The following is a 20414-nucleotide window of genomic DNA, read 5'->3' as shown; positions in this document are numbered from 1 at the left end:
GCCTAGGCAATATCCCACCACTCCGTCCGCAGGGCGGGCTCTCCCAAGGTGTACGGCTCCCCAATGCGCGGCACCGTGACGGGTATTCCCAGCCGGTCGGCTTCGGGGAGCAGCAGCTGGATTGGCTCGTTCCAGGGGTGGTAGCCGAGCGTGAACTTGGCCCAATGCACCGGCAGCAGCATCCGGGCCCGTAGTTCCTGCGCAGCGCGGGCCGTTTCGGGGGGCAGCGTGTGCACGGCGTGCCACAGCTCGTTGTACTGGCCGTTTTCGAGCAGTGCCAGATCAAACGGGCCGTACTGCTCCCCAATGGCGCGGAAGTGCGCGCCGTAGCCACTGTCGCCACCCAGGAACAGGCGGTAGCCGGGCAGCTCCAGCACGTACGAGGCCCATAAGGTGCGCTGCGGCGCCACTCCCCGCCCCGACATATGCTGCGCGGGGGTGGCCGTGAGTCGGGTGTCTTCGGCCAGTACCGTCGTTTCGTGCCAGTTCAGCTCGGTAATATTATCCGCCGCAAAGCCCCAGTAAGCAAGGTGGCTGCCCACGCCCAGCGGCACGATTACGCGGCCAACGCGGTCCTTGAGTTGCGTAATGGTCTGGTAGTCGAGGTGGTCGTAATGGTCGTGGGTGATGACGAGCACATCAATAGGCGGTAGGTCTTCCACGCTGTACTCGTTGGCGCCGGGGTAGGCTTTCACCGAGAACGAAAACGGCGAAGCGTAACCGCTAAACACCGGATCGACGAGAATACGCAGGCCGCGCGACTGAATGAGGTAAGACGAGTGCCCGAACCAGACCACCGTGGGCGTCTCAGCAGTCAGGCCCCACAGGTCCGTCCGCACCGAGGGCATGCGCTGGGAAGGCGTCACGGTGCTGGGCTTGCGCAGATAATCGAGCAGGATGCGGCCCAGGCGGGCTTCGCGTAGGCTCACACCGCCGCCTTCCAGGTTATGAAACTGCCCTTGACGGTAGTTGGCCAGCGCCGCAAATTTTTGCTGGGCTTCGGCGGAAGGGTTTTTACCCGAAATTCTCATGAGAAGAAAAGTCAGCGGAATAGTCAACAACAGCGGTGCGGAACTCAGTGGGGAGCTAGGGGCTGCGTGCTGCCTTAGACGAGATGAGCGGACTTATACTTTAGGCCCTACGGATTTCGCCACGCAGTTTTCACCCGGCCAACCCAAGTTGCGAACTAGAGTTAGGAGCTAGTTCCCCTCCTTTTTTAAGGAGGGGCTAGGGGTGGTTGACTGGTGTTGAACGACTACTAGACCTGGTTCTAAAAACCGTTCTAGTGTCCTTAACCACCCCTAGCCCCTCCTTAAAAAAGGAGGGGAACTAGTTTTAACTCTAATTTTTAGTTGTCTGCAACTTGGGTTGGCCACGGCTTGCACTCTGGGCTAGGAAAATAAGACCTTGGCTGATACCTGGCCGCAACTTTTCCGCTCTGCTCCCGGCTATACCCTGACGGCAAAACGGCGGTGGTAGCGCGGTGGCAATTGGGCAATCCTGTACCTTCGCAAAACGAAACGGCGGCAGCACCGGACCTGGCCTTTTTCCGGGTTCTCCTACTCCACCCGCTGCCCCTGTATCGGCCGTTTTCCTTCTTCTCATGCTCACCTCCTCGCCTGCCTTTCCCGCGCCCATTGCTGCTCCCACGCCCCGCGATACGGTAGCCGACTGGATGCGCCAGTTTCAGGATTGGCTTTGTCAGCAGCTCGAAGCCACCGACGGCCAGGGCCGCTTCCGAGAAGACCCGTGGGAGCATCATGGCGGCGGTGGCGGCCGTAGCCGCATCCTCACCGACGGGCGCATCATCGAAAAAGGCGGCGTGAACTTCTCGGCCGTATCGGGCATCATGAGCGAGCAGGCGGCCCGCGTGCTGCTCATGCCCAACCCCGACTATTTTGCCACCGGCGTATCGGTGGTGCAACATCCGCGCAGCCCGCGGGTGCCTATTTCCCACATGAACGTGCGCTACTTCGAGGCCGGCAATGGCGAGGCTTGGTTTGGCGGCGGGCTCGATCTAACCCCGATTTACGTGGACGAGGCGCAGGCCCGTTGGTTTCACGAGCAGATAGCTGAAGTCTGTCAGCCGCACAATCCTGGGTACTACGCCCGCTTCAAGCAGTGGGCCGACGAGTACTTCTACCTTCCGCACCGCCAGGAAACGCGCGGCATTGGCGGCATTTTCTTCGACCGCCTCGCCGTGGGCAAGGAAGGCTCATTTGACGAGCTATTCGCCTTCGTGCGGGCCGTGGGCGAAGTGTACGGCCGCACCTATTGTGAGCTGTTGCGCCAGAACGCCGACCTACCCTACACCGAGCGGGAAAAGCGCTGGCAGCTTGTGCGCCGGGGCCGCTACGCGGAATTCAACCTCGCCATCGACCGGGGCACCCGCTTCGGGCTCGAAACCGGGGGCCGCACCGAAAGCATCCTGATGAGCCTGCCGCCCCAAGCCGAGTGGCACTATAATCTCCAACCTGAGCACGGCTCGCCCGAAGCTGCCACCCAGCAGTGGCTGCGCCAAGGCGTCGACTGGCTCGCCCAAACCTCACCCACCGCTTGATCGAAGCGCTACACTCGTTTGACCGTTGGCTTTTGCTAATGGCCAATAGCCACCATACCCGCCTGCTCGACCGGTTCATGCTGTTTTTCACGAATCGGGAGGTTTGGTTTCCAGCCTATGCGGTGCTGGTGGTAGTACTCATTTACCTGATGAAACGCCGGGCCGGGCTGCTGCTCCCACTGCTGGGGCTAACCGTGGCCCTGGCCGACAGTATTTCCAGCCGCCTGTTCAAGCCCTACTTCGGCCGGCTGCGCCCCTGCCACGACCCGCTGCTGGTGGCTAAGCTAAATCTAGTGGATGGTTGCGGTGGGCAGTTTGGTTTCATGTCGTCGCACGCCGCCAATGCTTTTGCCTTCGCCGTTTTTATGGCCCTGGTGCTGCCGCCGCGCTACCAAGTGGGCAAATGGCTGCTGCTGGCGTGGGCCGTGTTGGTCAGCTACAGCCGCGTTTACCTAGCGGCCCACTTTCCTTCCGATATAGTGGCCGGGGCGGCGCTGGGCAGCTTGTTGGCCTGGGGTAGCGCCATTGTCTACCGGCGCCTCACGGCCTCTGGCCCCTTAGCTGAAGTTCTTTGAGCCAGGCAAGCGGCCGTAGCCTTGTTTCCGACTACTTCCTCGGTACATGAAAAAAGCCGCTAACAAGGTCTTGTCAGCGGCTTTTTTGGCTTGAAAAATATTATCAAGCATTCATTTACAAGTACAAGGCTTATGAAGTCTCAGTCAATTACTTATTATAATGCCAACACCGAACAGCTAAGCCCTAAGCACTAACAATTTACTTAGCCGGCTTGCGGCTGCCGGTGTGGCCGTCCCCCCGGTCGCCCTGGCCCGGTTTGCTGGTGCGACTGGAGTTGTGCCGGTCGTCCTGCGAGAGGGAGCGGTTCAGGTCGACTTCGCTGGTAAACTGGCCTTTTTCGTTGCGGCGCACGTAGCGCTTGTCGCCGGACGTGGGTTCTATGAGTTCGCGCTTGGACTTAGGCATGACGTAGAAGATTGGGTGTATTCCGCTCTACGCACTACTGTTCAATGGGTTGGCCATATACCACTTCATCAACCATCCCGGGCAGACTATCGGTGCCGGAAAGCTTGCCTGCTACTAAGACTTGAGTAGCAAATGCCCGTTAGAAACGGGACAGGCAGTTATTTCTTGGTGAACACTAGGTAGTCGCCCCACTGCCAGCCGCGGCCGTCGTGCCGGTCGCGTTCATAGGTCATTTTGAAGGTAGTAGGCGTTAATTTTTCAAATACAAAACGCTCCCCAAGCTTCGCCGGCTCGTCATCAGTTTCCTGCTTCTCAAGCACCAGCTGGCTCGCCTGCCAACCCGAAGCGTAAAATTGGCGGACGCCGCCGAAGTTATCGTGCATCACGGCCGTAAACCAATTCTTCTTTGAATCGAAGCGCCACAACGACAGCGCCTTGAAAGTATTCGGCAATCGGTCGGTATGGCGGTACAGCAGCACTTTCCCATCCAGATCAAGCGCAAACAATACGTCGGCTTCGATGGCGCGGCCCGAAGCAAATACGCCTTTTCCACTCCACTCGCCCAGAAAGAACTCCAAGCCTGGCAGGCTTACTGCGGGTGCTTGTGAGGGTTGGGCAACGGCCGATTCACCGAGCAACAACACAACCACGGCACCCATGTAAGAGAGGATTCTCATTGTTTAAAACAGCTCGTTCAGAACACCTGGGCGCCGGGACCAAGCTCAATGGCAGGAGTGGCTAGCTTAACCTTGTAGCGCACGATGTTGTTGTAGTGCTCTTCCATTTTCAGTACCTCTCGGGTTTTGGCAGCTATCCAGAAAATGGCGTAGTTTTTTGCTTCGTAGTCAATGCGCAGCTTCCAGCACTTGGTTTGCTGATTGCCGGCTATGAACAGGTCTTCCTGGCCCGTGACGTAGTACAGATAGCCCTTAGGCGGCGTCTTGCCACCGGGATGATAAAAGCGCAGGTAAAATTTCTTTCCCGGCGCGTAGTCCAGCTGCTCGAACGCTTCCAGATCTAGCTCCCAGTTGAGGGTTGGGCCGGGCAGGGCCACGGAGAAGCCCCGCTTACTGTTGCCAGCCACCGAATCGGCTCCTACGACAGCCGTGGGCGTAAAATTGAAAGCTTCCACGCTGCCCTTGCGGTTCTGCGCGCGGTGGTACAAGGGCGAGAAATCGGCTAAGCGACAGATAGAAAAGATATGGCGGTTGCGCAACGTGTCGCCGCCGAGCCAGTCCTGCGTGATGCGCACCTCGCCGCGGGCCTTGTCTACCTGCACCCGCCGCACCCAGACAGACGACGAATTGAACCGGGGCTGGTCGGGCCGCAGGATGCTCACCAGGTATTGCCTGGTGCCTTCGCGGAGGGTGCGTAAGGGCTGGCCCGGTAGAACGCCGACCGTATCGGCAGGCGTAGATGGCGGGCGGTAGTCGGGCGCGGCCAGCCGCTGAACGGCGGCGTTGCTTGCTCCCTGACCCAGAACGCAGAGGCCGCCGAGCAAGCCAAGCAGCAGTACCCGTTTGGCTTTTTGATGAAGTCGTACCATGTGCGAGAGCCGTTTTAATTTGCTGGATGAGAGGAAGACCGTGCTTATTGGCGCCGCAACCCTTGGCAAAAGCCTTGCTTGCAGTCACCCAGAAGCCGAAGAATAAGACAAAGGAAGCGTCGCTCTCCATCCCACGGCCACCTTTTCGACACTTGCCCTACTTTGTTCGACACGAACTCGGATTCGAGCCGCAACCCGGCCGATAGTGGCTGGTTCTAGAGTGGAATTTTCGCCACAGTCCTGGCCCGGAAGGTGCTAATTCAGTGGGGTTGGTGGAGTCGTGACGGTGCGAGCGGTATATTTCGGTGCGCTCACCCTACTCCGTCTTGAGCATGGCTGCATTTATTCGGCGCTACCGCGTGGCGCTGCTGCACTTCTTTTTCTGGACGGCCTACTTCTCCGTCTATTGGTATCAGTACCAATCCGAGGCTCAATACAATGGGGCACAGGCCGCGGCTTTTGTGCTGGTGCCACTGGTGTGCCACTGGCTTATTGCGTACTTCAATTACTTCGTGCTGTTGCCGCGCTGGCTCCAGCACCAGCGCGCCTGGCAGTATGTGCTAGAGTTTATCGGGCCGTTTGGGCTGGTGGTGGCCCTACGGGTGCACGCCGTGCGCTACCTCGCCGACGATTATTCGCACCGGCTCGACTATCTCTACACGCCCACCTTCTGGGTATCAGTGGCGGCGTCTACGTTTTTTATCGTGCTGTTCGTGGGGATGCTGCGCTTTGCGCTGGGCTGGTTTGAGTTGGAAGCCCGCACCAAAACGCTGGAAAACGCGCAGCTCACGGCCGAGCTTAAGTTTCTTAAAGCCCAGATCAACCCGCACTTTCTTTTCAATACGCTAAACAACCTTTATTACTTAGCCTATACTCAATCGCCTAACACCACCGAAGTCATTCTAAAGCTCTCCCAAATGATGCGCTACATGACAGATGATTCCAACCACCAGCAAGTGCTGCTGAGCAAGGAAATCGAATACATGCAGAATTACATCAGCCTGGAGAAGCTGCGGCTGAACCACGAAACACCGATCCGGCTGGCGATAGAAGGCGACCCGGCGGGCCTGCGTATTGCGCCGCTGGTGCTCATCACGTTTCTGGAAAACGCCTTCAAGCACGGGGTTAGCAACAATACGCCCGAAGCTTGGATTGATGTTCGCCTTGGTCTGACGGCCCAACACTGCTCCTACACCGTGGAAAACAGCAAGCTGCCGCCCAACCAACAGGCCAGCGGAGAGCCATCGGGGCTGGGCCTGCAAAACGTGCGGCGGCGGCTGGAGCTGAGTTATCCAAATCGGCACGAGCTGCACATAGAAGACCACCCCAACCGTTACCGCGTGCATCTCACATTGGCCTTGGCTTCATGAGCTCGACAACCGCTACGCACTCCTGCCTCATCGTCGACGACGAGCCGTTGGCCCGCAAGCTGCTGGCCGAGTACGTGAGCAAAGTGCCGTTTCTGCGCCTGTACGGTGCCTGCGCCAGCCCACTGGCGGCTCTCGACATCCTACGCCAGCACCCTATTGACCTGTTGTTTTTGGATGTGCAAATGCCCGAACTCACCGGCATGGCCTTGCTGCGCGCCTTGCCCCAGCAGCCACTGGTTATTTTCACGACTGCTTACTCAGAATATGCGTTGGAAAGCTACGAGCTGGACGTGGTGGATTACTTGCTCAAGCCCATTGCCCTCGACCGGTTTTTGCGGGCCGTGCACAAAGCGAGTCAGCGCCTCACGGCTCCGGGGCCCACGCCAATAGCGCCGGCGGCCTCTTTCCTGTTCGTAAAGGATGGCACCAAGCTGGTCAACATCAATCTGGCCGATCTGCTGTACGTGGAGGGTCTTCGAGACTATGTGGCCCTGCACACGCGCCAGCAGAAGATTGTGAGTCTGCAACGGCTTAAAACGCTGGAAGCTCAGTTGCCGGCCCAGCAGTTCGTCCGTATTCACCAGTCCTATATTGTGGCGCTGGCTGGCATTGAGGCAGTATATAAAGACAAAGTACAGGTGGTGGGTGGCCGGCTGCTTCCCATCAGCGACACCTACCGAAAGCCATTCTGGGAGTGGATAGAGCGCAGCCACCTCCAGCCGGAGTAGCTAAATCAACTACATAAACCCTATTTGCCAAGGAGTTTGGCTACGTACTTGCCCACAATGTCAAACTCCAGATTCACTTGGTGGCCGGGGCGCAGGTCCTGGAAGGTGGTGTGCTCGTACGTGTAGGGAATGATGGCCACGCTGAAGCCGTCGTCGGTGCTGTTGAAGCAGGTGAGGCTGGTGCCGTTGATGCAGATGGAGCCTTTCTCGACGGTTACGCGGCCGGGGCCAGGCTGGTGCCGGAAGCGGTACACCCAGGAGCCGTTCTGGTCTTCCACACTTTCGCAGGTGGCCGTCAGGTCCACGTGGCCCTGCACGATGTGGCCGTCGAAGCGGCCGTTGGCGGCCAGGCAGCGCTCCAAGTTCACGCGCCGGCCGGGCTGCCAGTGCGCCAAATTGGTTTTTTGCAGCGTCTCGTCAATAGCCGTCACCACGTGCGTGCCCGCCGGAGCATCTACGGCTACCACCGTCAGGCACACGCCATCGTGCGATACACTCTGGTCGATTTGCAGCTCTGCCGCGAAAGGGGTAGCAACAGTAAAATGGCGGTTCGTGCCTTCCGTCCGCACCGCCGTAATGGTGCCCAGGCCTTCTATGATTCCAGTGAACATTGTCTGATGTGCTGATTGGTTGATGTGCTAATGTGCTGATTCATTGACGCAGTGATTGTTGTGCTTATGTGTATGTGGATTGAGCGTGCTTTCAATCCTAAAACAGCCCATCGACAAATTAGCACATCAACACATCGACCAATCAGCACATCAAAAAATCACTTCCCCCGACCTTCAATGATGATTTTGAGGGTGTAGAGCAAGACGCGGAAATCCATGGCCAGGCTCATGTTTTCGATGTAGAGGATGTCGAATTTAAGGCGCTCCACCATTTGCGGTACGGTTTCGGCGTAGCCGTATTTCACTTGGCCGAGGCTAGTAAGGCCGGGCCGCACGCGGTGCAAGTGGCGGTAGTGGGGCGCAATTTTCACGATTTGGTCGATGAAAAACTGCCGCTCCGGGCGCGGCCCCACGATACTCATATCGCCTTTGATGACGTTCCAGAACTGCGGCAGTTCATCGAGGCGCACCTTGCGCATGAAGCGGCCCCAGGGCGTGATGCGCGGATCGTGGTCGGAGCTGAGCGCGGGGCCCGTCTTCTCGGCATCGATGTACATGGAGCGGAATTTATAAATGCGGAATGGCTGCGCATGGCGCCCAATTCGCTCCTGCGAGTAAAACACGGGCCCCGCCGAGGACAGCTTCACCATAATAGCCGTGAAGGCGTACACCGGCCAGGCCAGCAGCAGAAACAGCACCGAGGCGCCCACATCAATTACGCGCTTGAGCACCTTCTGCCACACCGGCAGTAAGTCCTGCTTGATTTCGATGAGCGGCGTGCCAAACACGTGGCTCACTTTCACGGAGCCGAGCAGCATCTGGTACAAGTCGGGCAGGATGCTGACGCGGGCTGGCGTGCCTTCGAGCAGGGTCAGGATTTCCTCGATCATGCGGTGCTCGGAGGGCTCGATGGCAATAATAACCTGCTCGATTTTGAGAGCCCGGATAAGGGCCGGCAGTCGGCGGTAGGAACCGCGGGCAGGCAGTTCCGCCGCCAGGGCTGCATCCACAGTGCCATCGGCTATGGGCGTAAAACCCACCAGCTTCAGGCCTAGGTGGCGGCCCGTGCGCCGTAGCTCGTGCAGCGTATCTAGGGCCAGCGTGCTGGAACCTACCAGCAGCGTATTGAAGAAAATGGTACCGTTGCGCACCAGATGCTGCACGCTGCTCACGGCCCAGGTGCGCAGAATAGCCGTGAGCGTGAAGTGTAGCAGGAAATACGCGGAAATGGTTTTGTAGTAAGCCCGGTAGTTCTGCACGCCTTCGTCGTCGAGCAGCAGCACAAAGAAAATCACCAACGCTCCCAGCACCGACACGCGGGCCAGCCGGATAATCTCCGCCAGGCGCGACTTGCGGAAAATGTCGCGGTACTCGCCGATTAGCGCGTACAGCATGGTCCAGAAGAAGGCTATCATCAAGGACGAGCCCGAGAGGAAAAACAGGGCCCCTTCGGTGAAGCGGTAGCCTTCGGTTATTTCCTGGAGCAGGTATTTGCGCAGCAGAAAGAAGCACACCCAAGCCAGCAGGGCCGCCACAAAATCGGCAGCTATCAGCTTCAGTTGTTGGAAGGTGCGAATCAAGGGCAATATAATCGGGCCGGCTAGGGGAGCCGGCAAGTGGTTTTATGGGGGCGAATGGGTAGTTTCGCACCAAGAATAAATGCCTCAACGGGCCCATGAGGCCCGTTTTGGAGCGCGGCAAAGGTAGAGCAATAAACCGGAATCCACTCAACCCCATTCCTTCGTACCGAACGCCCCATTCAGCTCCGAGCCAGCCCCATCATGCACGCCGACACCTACCGACACCGTGGCCAGCGCCGTACCCTCGTGGAAGAGCTGCGTCGCAAAGGTATTCGCAATGAGCGGGTGCTAGCAGCGTTGTTGGCCGTACCGCGCCACGCTTTTTTTGAGCCGGCTTTCCAGGCTCACGCTTACCAAGACAAGGCCTTCCCCATCGGTGAGGGGCAGACGATTTCGCAGCCTTATACCGTGGCTTACCAAACCGAGCTGCTGGCGCCGGAGCCTCATCACCGCGTACTCGAAATTGGCACGGGCTCCGGCTACCAGTGTTGCGTGCTACTGGAGCTAACGCCGCACGTGTACAGCATTGAGTATCAGTCGGTATTATTCGAGCGCACGCGCCGCCGCCTGGCCCACTTGCACCGGCCGGCCCAGCTGTTTTGCGGCGATGGTTCAGTGGGTTTGCCCGAGCACGCCCCCTTCGACCGAATTCTCGTAACGGCCGGTTCGCCCACCCTACCCCGGCCCCTGTTGCGGCAGTTGCGGGTGGGTGGCAGCCTCGTTATTCCCGTTGGCGACGCGCAGGTGCAACGCATGGTGCGCGTCACGCGGGTGAACGAAGAGGAATTCACGCGCGAAGAGTTCGAGGAATTTCGCTTCGTACCGTTGCTGGGACAAGCTGGTTGGACAAGCTAGCTCGGCTTGCAACCGTGCGGCTAGTAGCGGGCGAGGGCTGTTAGCAAGTTCTTCATGCTTCAACATACCCCCTACCTATCTTTGCGGCTTCTCATCTGATTCTCCTTTCCGCATGATGCGCAAACAGAAGCCCGTCAAAGATTCGTTCGTGATAATGACCGAACTGGTGCTGCCTAATGATACCAACACGCTCAACAACCTGATGGGCGGCCGCATGATGCACCTGATGGACATTGCCGCCGCCGTGTCGGCGCAAAAGCACTCCAACCGCATCGTCGTCACGGCTTCCGTGGATAATGTGTCGTTTCGGGAAGGCATCCGCCTCGGCAACGTCGTGACGCTCCAGGCGCAAGTGACCCGCTCCTTCAGCTCCAGCATGGAAGTGCACATCGATGTGTGGGCCGAGGATATTCCGAGCGGCACGAAAGTCAAATCCAACGAGGCCTTCTTCACCTTCGTGGCTGTCGACCAGTCGGGGCGGCCGATAGATGTGCCAGAGGCAATGCCTGAGACAGAAGAGGAAATCCGGCTCTATGACGGGGCCTTGCGCCGTCGGCAGCTGCGGCTGGTGCTCGGGGGCCGCATGAAACCCGAAGAAGCCACCGAGCTCAAGGCGTTGTTTGCCATGGAGTAGCATGTAGCACGGGCTTCAGCCCGTAGCTCCCCACGGTAGCGCGGCTTTGCCTAGGTTTCCCCAAAACAGGAGCTGCGGGCTAAAGCCCACGCTACATTTTCTCTTACTATGGATACTGCCGCCTCCCTGGCTTTCTTTCAGAACTTCTACACCGATGTGTCGCTCTACGTGGTGCCGGAGCCAGCCGCCGCCTCGCCGCAAGCGCCAGACGTAGTTCCGGCGCCAGTTGCCGCTACGGCAGCAGCCCCAGTGGCCGCCAGCATACCCCCCGTTCCGGTTCCACCAGCCGTTGCTGCTCCAGTAGAAGCCGTTGCCGCAACAGCGGCTCCCGTGGTGCCTCCAACACCAGGTGTTCCAGCCAGTGAAGCTCTAACCAAGCCAACGGAGCCTGCTGTTGTGGCTCCCGTCGCAACTCCCGCCCCGGTTGAGTTAGGCCCACTGTTTACGGTACTGACGTTGGCCGAACTGCCGGCGGCTCCGGCGGCGCCTCCTTCGCAGCCGGGCCGCATTCAGCCTACGCCTACGCAGTCGCCGGTGGCGCACATTCCGTTTGCCACGCTGGGCAGCAACGCCAAGGGCCTGCTGATTTTGGTACGTTTGTCGGCGGAGGAGTTTCGCAAATTGCCCCGCAATGTGTTCCTCAATAACATCCTCAAAGCCATTGGGCTGGTGATGGAAGACGTGGTGCTGGTGAACGTGGAGCACGAGAAATTTCCGGTGGCCTTGTGTTCACTACGGCAACACCTAGCGGCCAAGCAGTTCCTGGCTTTCGGAAAAAACCTGCTCGACGTGGCCGTGTACACCACCCAGCCCTACGAGCCCGTCCTGCTCTACGGCGACACCGCCTTCCTCGGCGCCAGTGAGGTCAAGATGCTCGAATACGACGCGGGCCGCAAAAAGCAGCTCTGGCAAGCCATGCAACGCATGTTTCTGGGTTGAATGGTTGAATGGTTGAATGGTTAAATGGCTGCATGGTTGAATGGTTAAATGGTTGGTTGTTCAACCAGACAAACGCCGAAGAAAAGAAAACGGCCCGCTCCCTAAAAGGAAGCGGGCCGTTTTCTTGCAGAACGACCAACCATTTAACCATTCAGCCATTTAACCATTCAACCCTACTTCAGCACCGAGGCCAGCTTGGCTTCCAGGGCCTCACCGCGCAGGTTTTTGGCAATGATGCGGCCTTGTGGATCGAGCAGAAGGGAGGCGGGAATGGACTTGATGCTGTAAGTTTGGCCGGCGGCGCTTTCCCAGCCTTTCAGGTCCGAAACGTGTTTCCAGATAAGGCCGTCGGCTTGGATGGCTTTGAGCCATTTGTCACGGTCTTGGTCGAAGCTCACGCCGTAGATTTCGAAACCCTTGTCTTTGAACTTGTTGTAGGCTTTCACCACGTTGGGATTTTCGCGGCGGCAGGGTCCGCACCACGAGGCCCAGAAGTCGATGAGCACGTACTTGCCACGCAGACTGCTCAGCGGCACGGCCTTCCCATCGGGGGCCGCCAGACTGATTTCTGGCGCGGCGGCGCCCACGGCCGTGGAGCGCATAGGCTCCACTTTGGCCACGAGGGCCTTGGTGTAGCGCGAGTCGGGCAGCGTGGTTTTGAACTGTGTAGTCATCGAGTCGATGAAGCCGAACTGCTCTTCCGGGTTAAGCAAATTAGCCACCACGAAGGCCGAAACCACCGACTTCGGATTCTGGCTCACCAGAGTCTTGACGCTGCCCGTGCTGCGGGCCTGCGCGGCGTAGAACTGCTTCTCAATGGTCTGCATGGAGTCGGGGCGGTTGGCCTCCACGTTCTGCTTGTAGCGCGCTTCCAGCTTGGTCATTTGCGTCTTCGACTGCTGCATGGTGCGGCTAAGCTGCTGCAATAGCTCCGAGTCTTTGGAGCCTTTCACGGCGTAGGTATCGCTCAATTTCTGGGCGTCGCCGGTGATTTCCACGCTGCCGCCGTTGCTCAGGGCTACCAGCACTTGGCTTTGGTCGGTAGTTTTCACCTGGTAGAGGCCAGACTCGGGCACGGTGCCCGTGAAACGGAACTGGCCTTTCTCGTCGACGGTGGTGGTGTCGCGGGAGATGAACTGGGTTTCGCCTAGCTCGGCCAGGTACACTTTCGTGCCGGCCGGGGCATTGGTCAGCTGGCCGCTGAGCTGGTAACCGCCCGTAGTGGCTCCGCCCGTGGTAGGCGTCGAGTTTTTAGTGCAGGCATTGGCCATGCACAGCACAGCCCCAACAAACAGCAGACTTTTCATTTTCAGCATATTCAGTGGAAAACCGGCAGCGCGCCGGCATAGGTTTCGAGAAAGACAAGCATTACAACCACAAGTTGCCGGAAGCATACGGGGCCAGGAAAGAGCCCGGCCAAAGCTGCCACCCCGTCTGGGCTATAACACGCGCGAGGCAGCATCGTTCAGCAAAGCATTCTGAGCCGTAAGGACCTCGGCAATGAGTTCCGGCTAAGCGTCGAGCTTCTGGCGCAGGAGCTGATTGGCCAGTTTGGGGTCAGCTTTGCCACCGGTTAGCTTCATCAATTCGCCCATAAACATACCGGTGAGCGACTTTTTGCCGGCGCGGTACTCCTGCACCTTGGCCGGGTTGGCGTCCAGCACCTGCTGCACCATCGCCTCCAGCGCCCCGGCATCCTGGGGCTGCTGCAACAGGCCCTGCGCTTCGGCCGCGGCGGCCGCAGTTTGCGTGGGGTTGTCGAGCAGGTAGGGAAACAGCTGCTTGCTGGCTACCGAGTGACCCACCTTGTTTTCGTCGATGAGCTGAATGATGTCGGCTAGGTGTTGCGGGGTGAGCGGGAACTGGTCCAGGGTGAGGGCCCGCTCGTTGAGGTAGGCTTTCACGGGGCCGGTCACCCAGTTGGCGGCGGCTTTGGCATTGGGCGTGAGGCGGGTCAGCTCGTCGAAAAACAGCGCCGTATCCTTCTCCGCCGTCAGCACCGTGGCATCGTAGTCCGACAAGCCTAGCTCGCCGGTGAAGCGGGCGTAGAGCTGCTGCGGTAGGGCCGGCAACTCGGCCTGTACGCGGTGCAGCCAGGCATCGTCGATGATGACGGGTGGCAGATCCGGCTCCGGGAAGTAGCGGTAGTCGTTCATCGTCTCCTTGCTGCGCTGCCCGCTGGTGGTGCCGGTGGCCGCGTCGAAGCCGCGCGTTTCGCTGTCTATCGTTTCGCCGGCTTCGACTAGCGCAATTTGCCGCTCAATCTCGTATTCGATGGCCCGCTGCACGTTGCGGAAGGAATTCATATTCTTCACTTCCACCTTGGTGCCGAACTTCTCGGCGCCCTTCCGCATCACGGAAATGTTTGCGTCGCAACGGAGCGAACCTTCTTCCATGTTGCCGTCGCAGATGCCCAGGTACTGCACCAGCTTCTTGATTTCGGTGAGGTAGGCGTAGGCTTCCTCGGCCGTGCGGATGTCCGGCTCCGACACAATCTCAATCAGCGGCACGCCGGCGCGGTTCAAATCCACGAGCGTTTCCACTTCGCCGGCCAAGTGCATGCTCTTGCCCGCGTCTTCCTCCATGTGAATGCGGGTGATGCCGATTTTCTTGGTGGAGCCGTCGGAAAGGCGGATATCGACGTGGCCGCCGGTGCAGATGGGCGTTTTGTCCTGCGTGATCTGGTAGCCCTTGGGCAAGTCGGGATAGAAGTAGTTTTTGCGCGCGAACAGGTTGTCGCGGCGGATGTGACAGTTGGTGGCCAGGCCCATTTTCATGGCATACTCCACGGCCGTGAGGTTCACGCGGGGCAGCGTGCCGGGGTGGCCCAGCGTGATGACGCTCAGGTTGTTGTTGGGCAGCGCGCCGTACTCGTTCTCATCCGAAGAATACATTTTGCTGCGCGTGAGCAGCTGCGCGTGCACTTCGAGGCCGATAACAGGCTGGTAGTTGGCTTTGATACTTTCGTCCATGAATCGCTGATTGGCGCAGATTACGTGGCTGCGCGAATGGTGCCGCAAGTTAAGCACTATTCAGCCGGAGGCGGCAACGCCAATTTTCGACTGAAGCAGGTTAATAAAACGAAGCCGGTCGGCCCGCTCTTTTCAGCAGACCGACCGGCCGCGGTAAGCGAATCTTGCTTCGTCACCGCGTTCTAGCGGCGCAGACTTTCGTTAGTCAAACAGCGGAAAGGTCGCCGGACGGAGTTGCGTTTAGTCGTTGAAGACCGGGATATAAGCCGACTGGAAGTTGTTGCCGGCGCGATTGTAAGCGTCCAGTAGCTTGCGGCTTTGGTTGTTGAGCGCGGTAATGTAGCCATTGAATGTATCCACATCTACTTTAGTGAGGTGGTCTTTCTGCTCGATCAGCTCGGTCATTTTTTTGAACTGATTGGCACTCCAAATCACGTAGAACTTTGCATAGTCGCGGGCGGCATCACGGTACTGAACATCCTTGCCGCGAAAGGCTGGTACGGCCTCCAATTCAACCAGCGCCTTATCGGTTTCGACGGCCAGTTGCGCGCGAGCATCTTCAAAGGCTTTGGCGTTCTGCGCGTTCAAGCCGTCGGTGAGTTTAGCGCTGGCTTTCTCGACGCGAAAAAACGCAAGAAATACCTTGTGCTGGTAGGTGTTAACCTCCGACACCTGCCGAATAATGGCGTTCATTTTGCGCGTTTCGGGTGCTTCGGACACCGTCATTTTGAAGCGGGCCGCAAACCGTTGCTGGGCCATTTCTACGCTGTCGCCGGCCACTTCCAGCTTAGCCTCGGCCACCTCCAGCGCATCGAAATAGCGCTGCATGGCTTCTAGGCTCTGCGTGCGGCTGGCGGCCAGCGAGTTCACCTGCTTGTAGTCTACGGAATACACGGCCAGCATCTGCTGGAACGCGGCCTTGGCTTTGTCCCGGAATTCGGTGTTGCCCTGGAAGCCCGGCATGTGCGAGATTTTCGCCAACGAAGCCTTGTTCTGTTCCACCACGTCCTGGCGGCGGGCTTCAATCTTGCGTTCATTCTCGCTGTGCGCCGACTTGCTGATATAGCGCAGACACTTCTTCTGCATAATCAGCTGCTCAGCCACAATGGCGTTGTTGTAGGCACCGGGGTCGGTGAAAGCCTGGGCCCGGGCAGTGGTAGTAAAAGCGGCCAGCAAAGCAGCCGTGGCAAGAGTAAAAAGACGCATGGGCAACAATAAAAAGGTTAAGTGATACTTGGCCGCGTGTTAGCAGCATTGAAGTTGAAAGGAAATATGCGTTGGGTTTTCCGGGTCGGAGAAGAAGTAAAGCAAGCCGGCGTCGCCCCAGGAAAAGTCTTCCGTGCTATCGAACTGCAACCAGAAATTGCCGGTTGGGTGGGCGCCTTGCAGCCAACGAGCGTAGCCGCCCACCCATGAGCCCAGGTTCTGCTCCCCGATTAGCGCCTCCACGGCTTGATTGTAGACGGCCTGCCAATCGTCAGGCGCTATCTGCTGGCAGAGCTTCTCCGTTTCCGGGCTGATGTACTCCAATTCATCATCGTCTGGCAACGAGGGTTCGGAACGCACCATTATGCGGCTAAACTGAATGGGCGGCAAATTGGCCGGCCGGGTCAGCAGGATCTGTTTCTCGGGCTTTATCGTTGGATAGAGCTTCAGACAGTAGTCTTTGGGCTCGTGGCTCTCATCGAACGGCAATTCACCCTCATAATAGTTGTGGTAAAACTGTAGTATCTGCGCTGAAAAAGGCCAATTCAGGTTACCCTCATTCACCAGCTGGAATATCAATTCCAGCGGCTGCTTGGTGTCAGGATTTATCGGCCACTCCTCCCCGATTTCAAAATACGGGTCGCCACCGATGTGTGATAGTAACTGCGTGGCAGCCGGCTGCTCCTGCCTCGTTAGAATAAGCGTACTTCTTTGCAGAAGCAAACGCTCCAATTGCTGACGTAATAACTGTTCAGATTCTAGCTCATTCATAAACACGGGCTGAAATAGGAATATTATTTCTTCATAAAGAAAAAAAGTCAAAAAAAAGCCGGCCCCTCAACAGGGCCGGCTTATACTTACGCTGATACTTCTTAGACTAGACTCTTCCCCACCAATTCCTCGGCCTTCGCAATAGCGGCTCCTAGCCCGGCTACGTTCTTGCCGCCGGCCGTGGCGAAGAACGGCTGCCCGCCGCCGCCGCCTTGGATTTCCTTGGCCAGCTCCCGGACCAGCGTGCTGGCGTTGAGCTTGCCGGCTTTAGCCAGTTCGTCATCGAGCATGACGGCCAGTTGTGGCTTACCGTCGATTTCGGCGCCGAGCACGGCTACCAGGTTGGGCACCGTCTGGCGGAGGTTGAAGGCCAGGGTTTTGAGGCTGTCGGCGGAGGAAGCCTGCACCTGAGCCGCAAGGAAGCTGACGCCGTGTAGGGGTTTTACTTGGCCGGCCAGCTGGTCTTTCTGCTGGTTGATGCTCTGCTGAGCAAACTGCTCGATTTGCTTGCGCAGGCTGGCAACTTCCTCGGTCTGTTTTTCGAGGCTGGTGAGCAGGTGCTGCGGATTGCCCAGCGCCTCGCGCACCTGTTGCAGCAGGTCGAGCTGCTGGTTCACGTAGGCTTCGGCGGCTTCGGCCGTCACGGCTTCTATACGGCGCACGCCGGCACCCACGGCGCTTTCCGACGTGATTTTGAAGAAGCCGATGTCGCCGGTGGTGCGCACGTGGGTGCCACCGCACAGCTCCACCGAGAAGTCCCGGTCGAAGGTGATGACGCGCACGAACTCACCGTATTTCTCCCCGAACAGCGCCGTGGCGCCCAGGGCTTTGGCTTCGGCAATGGGCACATTGCGGCGCTCATCCAGCGGAATTTGCTGCCGAATGCGGGCATTCACGAGAGTTTCCACCTGGCGCAACTGGTCGTCGGTTACTTTGGTGAAGTGCGAGAAGCCGAAGCGCAGCAGCTTCTCGTTTACCAAGGAGCCTTTCTGCGCCACGTGCGGGCCCACCACTTCGCGCAGGGCGGCTTGCAGCAGGTGCGTGGCGGTGTGGTTGCGTTGAATCTGGGCGCGGCGGGTCGCATCAAAACGAGCCGTGAAAGTAGCCTCCAAATCCTGGGGCAAGTCCAGCACGGTGTGTACGATGAGGTCGTTTTCCTTCTTGGTATCCAGCACACGCACCTTGCTCAGCCCCGATTCGAGGTAGCCCGTATCCCCAATCTGCCCGCCCGACTCGGCGTAGAACGGCGTTTGGTCGAGCACCACCTGGTATTCGGTTTTGCCCTTAGCGGTGATCTTGCGGTAGCGCAGAATGTGGGCCGGCGCTTCCTGCTGGTCGTAGCCCACGAAAGCGGGCTGTTCCTCGGAAGGCGTTACGATGGTCCAGTCGCTCTGGTCGGTTTCCTGGGCGTTCTTGCTGGTCTCTTTTTGGTGTTCCAAGGCCTTCTTGTAGCCTTCCTCGTCCACGGTTAGCCCTCTTTCGCGGGCAATAAGCGCCGTGAGGTCCAGCGGGAAACCGAAGGTGTCGCTCAATTCAAAAGCGGTTTTGCCGCCGATAATCATTCCTTCTCTCTTAAATGTATCGAGCGCTTGCTGATAATATCCTTCTATGTGATTATCGTAGCTAACATCCGTGAGCAGATCATGAAAATTACTCAGACGTAAGTCCTTAGCTAAATCTTCATAAAACTTCTGAACAATATTCCTTCTAATTTCTTCAGGACCCTTACCCGAAGTAAATACAGCAATAGGAACCATAGAACTCAATTCTTTGAATCTATCTACTATTAGGCCATGTAGTCTATGCAAACCTTTTTCCAGCGTCTTGAGGAAGGAAATTTCCTCTTCCTCAACCACGCGCTGCACGAATTGCGTCTGTTGCTTCAACTCGGGAAAAATGCCCTGCATCTGGTCGGCCAGCACAGGCACTAGCTTGTAGAGGAAGGGCTGCTTCTGGTTCAGCGAGGAGAAGGCGTAGCGCACGGCCCGGCGCAAAATGCGGCGAATCACATAACCAGCCTTCACATTCGAGGGCAGCTGGCCGTCGGCAATGGTGAACGAAATGGTCCGAATATGGTCGGCAATGACCCGGATGGCAATGTCCGTCTTCTCATTCTCCGTGGCTGGCTGGTCGGTCACCGTGGCAGGCGCGGTGCCATGATATTCCAAGCCCACTTCCTTGGCAATGAACTGAATAAGGGGTTGGAACACGTCGGTGTCGTAGTTGGACTTCACGCCCGACACGGCCATCATTAGGCGCTCGAAGCCCATGCCCGTATCCACGTGCTGGGCCGGCAACTTCACCAGCAACTTATCGGCCAGGCGCTGAAACTCCATGAACACGTTGTTCCAGATTTCCACTACCTGCGGGTGGTCGGCGTTCACCAGCTCCCGGCCAGATTTCTGCGCTATTTCGTCCTCGTCGCGCAGGTCGATGTGGATTTCAGTGCAGGGGCCGCAAGGGCCGGTGTCGCCCATTTCCCAGAAGTTGTCCTTCTTGTTGCCGGGCAGAATCCGCTCCTCGGCCACGTACTGCCGCCAGAGGGCCTGCGTTTCGGTGTCGGCGGCCAGCTTGTCGCCCTCGTCGCCCTCGAAGTAGGTGACGTAGAGGCGGTCTTTAGGCAATTTATAGACGTCAGTGAGCAGTTCCCAGGCCCAGGCAATGGCTTCCTTCTTGAAATAATCGCCAAACGACCAGTTGCCTAGCATCTCGAACATGGTGTGGTGATAGGTGTCGTAGCCTACCTCTTCCAGGTCGTTGTGCTTGCCGCTTACGCGCAAGCATTTTTGGGTGTCGGCGATGCGCTTGAACGGGGCGGGCTTGTTGCCGAGAAAATAATCTTTGAACGGGGCCATGCCCGAGTTGATGAACAGCAGCGTCGGGTCGTCCTTCACCACAATCGGCGCCGAGGGCACGATGTGGTGGCCTTTAGAAGCGAAGAAATCGAGGAATTGCTGGCGGACGTGGCTGGCGGTAGGGAGTGACATGGGCAGAAGTAACGCCAAGCGCCGGCTTGGCGGGTCGTAAGGGTCGTTAAGTATCACCGGCTCGACCATTGGAATTGGCAACGGCCGGTATTTTGGCTACTTTTCGCAACGCATTGTAGGTGCGTAGTCGGCAAAGGTAGCCGGCTTGACTTGGAATGCGAAACGAAGAGCAGCACCACGAAGCTCCAGCTTGGTGCCTCGTTCGTGTCGTGCTACTGATGATGTTCAACGATGCGCGAAGCTGGAGCTTCGCGCTACTGCTCGCCCCCATGCCGTACAAAGAGCGCGAAATCGAGAAGCAATACTTTACTATTGGCGAAGTGGCGGCGCAGTTCAACGTGGCGCCGTCGCTGATCCGCTTCTGGGAAACCGAGTTTGAGGAGCTGCGCCCGCGCAAAAGCAAGAAAGGCAACCGCCTCTACACGCCCCAGGACGTGGATATCTTCCGCACCATCTACCACTTGGTAAAAGAGCGCGGCTACACCATTCCCGGCGCCCGCGATATGCTCAAGCAGAAAGGCCCGCAGCTCAAGGAGAAAATCGATGTAATTCAGAGCCTGGAGAAAGTGCGCAAGTTCATGGTGCAGATGAAGAAGGAGCTGGATGAAATTGGCAAGACGCCGGGGTAGACCTCACCCCCTAGCCCCCTCTCCAAAGGGAGAGGGGGAACTAGC

General features: G+C 58.2%; 19 protein-coding genes. 8 read left to right on the top strand and 11 right to left on the bottom strand.

Annotated elements, in window-relative coordinates:
* Nucleotides 1-2: 2 nt before the first annotated feature.
* Nucleotides 3-1031: an MBL fold metallo-hydrolase gene (locus ACYSMN_RS04295; protein WP_488922613.1), complete on the bottom strand. Its 1029-nt coding sequence runs from the start codon at nucleotides 1029-1031 to the stop codon at nucleotides 3-5.
* 572 nt (nucleotides 1032-1603) lie between these two features.
* On the opposite strand from ACYSMN_RS04295, the gene hemF reads away from it, so the two are divergent.
* Both hemF and ACYSMN_RS04285 read left to right on the top strand, forming a co-directional pair.
* Complete coding sequence (hemF, locus tag ACYSMN_RS04290; protein ID WP_488922612.1) at nucleotides 1604-2560, top strand: oxygen-dependent coproporphyrinogen oxidase; 957 nt, start codon at nucleotides 1604-1606, stop codon at nucleotides 2558-2560.
* 38 nt (nucleotides 2561-2598) lie between these two features.
* Nucleotides 2599-3135, top strand: a complete 537-nt coding sequence (locus tag ACYSMN_RS04285) for a phosphatase PAP2 family protein (protein WP_488922611.1) — start codon at nucleotides 2599-2601, stop codon at nucleotides 3133-3135.
* A gap of 199 nt (nucleotides 3136-3334) precedes the next feature.
* On the opposite strand, the gene ACYSMN_RS04280 is transcribed toward ACYSMN_RS04285, so the two are convergent.
* The 3 genes from ACYSMN_RS04280 to ACYSMN_RS04270 all read right to left on the bottom strand — a co-directional run bounded on the left by ACYSMN_RS04280 (nucleotide 3335) and on the right by ACYSMN_RS04270 (nucleotide 5087).
* Entirely contained in the window at nucleotides 3335-3541 is a 207-nt protein-coding gene (locus ACYSMN_RS04280) for a hypothetical protein (protein WP_488922610.1), read from the bottom strand.
* Nucleotides 3542-3699: 158 nt separating this feature from the next.
* A complete protein-coding gene (locus tag ACYSMN_RS04275; RefSeq protein WP_488922609.1) occupies nucleotides 3700-4218 on the bottom strand; it encodes a hypothetical protein in 519 nt (172 codons plus the stop codon).
* Nucleotides 4219-4235: 17 nt separating this feature from the next.
* Nucleotides 4236-5087 carry a DUF3108 domain-containing protein gene (locus ACYSMN_RS04270; RefSeq protein WP_488922608.1) on the bottom strand — a complete coding sequence of 284 codons (852 nt, stop codon included), beginning with the start codon at nucleotides 5085-5087 and terminating at the stop codon, nucleotides 4236-4238.
* Nucleotides 5088-5419: 332 nt separating this feature from the next.
* Here ACYSMN_RS04270 and ACYSMN_RS04265 point away from each other — a divergent pair, with 332 nt between their 5' ends.
* Together ACYSMN_RS04265 and ACYSMN_RS04260 are read left to right on the top strand one after the other, a co-directional pair.
* Complete coding sequence (locus ACYSMN_RS04265) at nucleotides 5420-6457, top strand: sensor histidine kinase (RefSeq protein ID WP_488922607.1); 1038 nt, start codon at nucleotides 5420-5422, stop codon at nucleotides 6455-6457.
* Entirely contained in the window at nucleotides 6454-7185 is a 732-nt protein-coding gene (locus tag ACYSMN_RS04260; RefSeq protein WP_488922606.1) for a LytR/AlgR family response regulator transcription factor, read from the top strand. Before ACYSMN_RS04265 ends, ACYSMN_RS04260 begins: the two co-directional genes overlap by 4 nt.
* A 20-nt stretch (nucleotides 7186-7205) precedes the next feature.
* Here the strand turns inward: ACYSMN_RS04260 and ACYSMN_RS04255 are convergent, their stop codons facing one another.
* The gene (locus ACYSMN_RS04255) at nucleotides 7206-7796 is read right to left on the bottom strand and encodes a riboflavin synthase (protein ID WP_488922605.1); all 591 of its coding nucleotides are present in this window, start codon (nucleotides 7794-7796) and stop codon (nucleotides 7206-7208) included.
* 158 nt (nucleotides 7797-7954) lie between these two features.
* Nucleotides 7955-9376: a sugar transferase gene (locus tag ACYSMN_RS04250; protein WP_488922604.1), complete on the bottom strand. Its 1422-nt coding sequence runs from the start codon at nucleotides 9374-9376 to the stop codon at nucleotides 7955-7957.
* A gap of 201 nt (nucleotides 9377-9577) precedes the next feature.
* On the opposite strand from ACYSMN_RS04250, the gene ACYSMN_RS04245 reads away from it, so the two are divergent.
* The 3 genes from ACYSMN_RS04245 to ACYSMN_RS04235 all read left to right on the top strand — a co-directional run bounded on the left by ACYSMN_RS04245 (nucleotide 9578) and on the right by ACYSMN_RS04235 (nucleotide 11804).
* Entirely contained in the window at nucleotides 9578-10231 is a 654-nt protein-coding gene (locus ACYSMN_RS04245; RefSeq protein ID WP_488922603.1) for a protein-L-isoaspartate(D-aspartate) O-methyltransferase, read from the top strand.
* Nucleotides 10232-10346: 115 nt separating this feature from the next.
* Nucleotides 10347-10865, top strand: coding sequence for an acyl-CoA thioesterase (locus ACYSMN_RS04240; RefSeq protein WP_488922780.1), 519 nt, complete (start codon nucleotides 10347-10349; stop codon nucleotides 10863-10865).
* 108 nt (nucleotides 10866-10973) lie between these two features.
* On the top strand, nucleotides 10974-11804 hold the full coding sequence (locus tag ACYSMN_RS04235) for a hypothetical protein (protein ID WP_488922602.1): 831 nt from the start codon (nucleotides 10974-10976) through the stop codon (nucleotides 11802-11804).
* A 173-nt stretch (nucleotides 11805-11977) separates the two neighbouring features.
* Here ACYSMN_RS04235 and ACYSMN_RS04230 read toward each other — a convergent pair whose 3' ends face one another.
* The 5 genes from ACYSMN_RS04230 to alaS form a co-directional block, all read right to left on the bottom strand.
* The gene (locus ACYSMN_RS04230) at nucleotides 11978-13120 is read right to left on the bottom strand and encodes a redoxin family protein (RefSeq protein ID WP_488922601.1); all 1143 of its coding nucleotides are present in this window, start codon (nucleotides 13118-13120) and stop codon (nucleotides 11978-11980) included.
* Nucleotides 13121-13315: 195 nt separating this feature from the next.
* Nucleotides 13316-14776 (bottom strand): Asp-tRNA(Asn)/Glu-tRNA(Gln) amidotransferase subunit GatB, encoded by a 1461-nt coding sequence (gene gatB / locus ACYSMN_RS04225; RefSeq protein ID WP_488922600.1) that lies wholly within the window; start codon nucleotides 14774-14776, stop codon nucleotides 13316-13318.
* A gap of 240 nt (nucleotides 14777-15016) precedes the next feature.
* Nucleotides 15017-15982, bottom strand: a complete 966-nt coding sequence (locus tag ACYSMN_RS04220) for an LIC11966 family surface protein (RefSeq protein WP_488922599.1) — start codon at nucleotides 15980-15982, stop codon at nucleotides 15017-15019.
* Nucleotides 15983-16021: 39 nt separating this feature from the next.
* Complete coding sequence (locus tag ACYSMN_RS04215) at nucleotides 16022-16705, bottom strand: DUF1963 domain-containing protein (RefSeq protein ID WP_488922598.1); 684 nt, start codon at nucleotides 16703-16705, stop codon at nucleotides 16022-16024.
* 149 nt (nucleotides 16706-16854) lie between these two features.
* Entirely contained in the window at nucleotides 16855-19740 is a 2886-nt protein-coding gene (alaS, locus tag ACYSMN_RS04210) for an alanine--tRNA ligase (protein WP_488922597.1), read from the bottom strand.
* A gap of 155 nt (nucleotides 19741-19895) precedes the next feature.
* On the opposite strand from alaS, the gene ACYSMN_RS04205 reads away from it, so the two are divergent.
* Nucleotides 19896-20369 (top strand): MerR family transcriptional regulator, encoded by a 474-nt coding sequence (locus ACYSMN_RS04205; RefSeq protein WP_488922596.1) that lies wholly within the window; start codon nucleotides 19896-19898, stop codon nucleotides 20367-20369.
* Nucleotides 20370-20414 lie beyond the last annotated feature (45 nt).

It is taken from the genome of Hymenobacter sp. M1-2, assembly GCF_057808495.1.
Note: the sequence above shows the minus strand (reverse complement) of the source record. Positions and strands in the feature narration are given on the sequence as shown.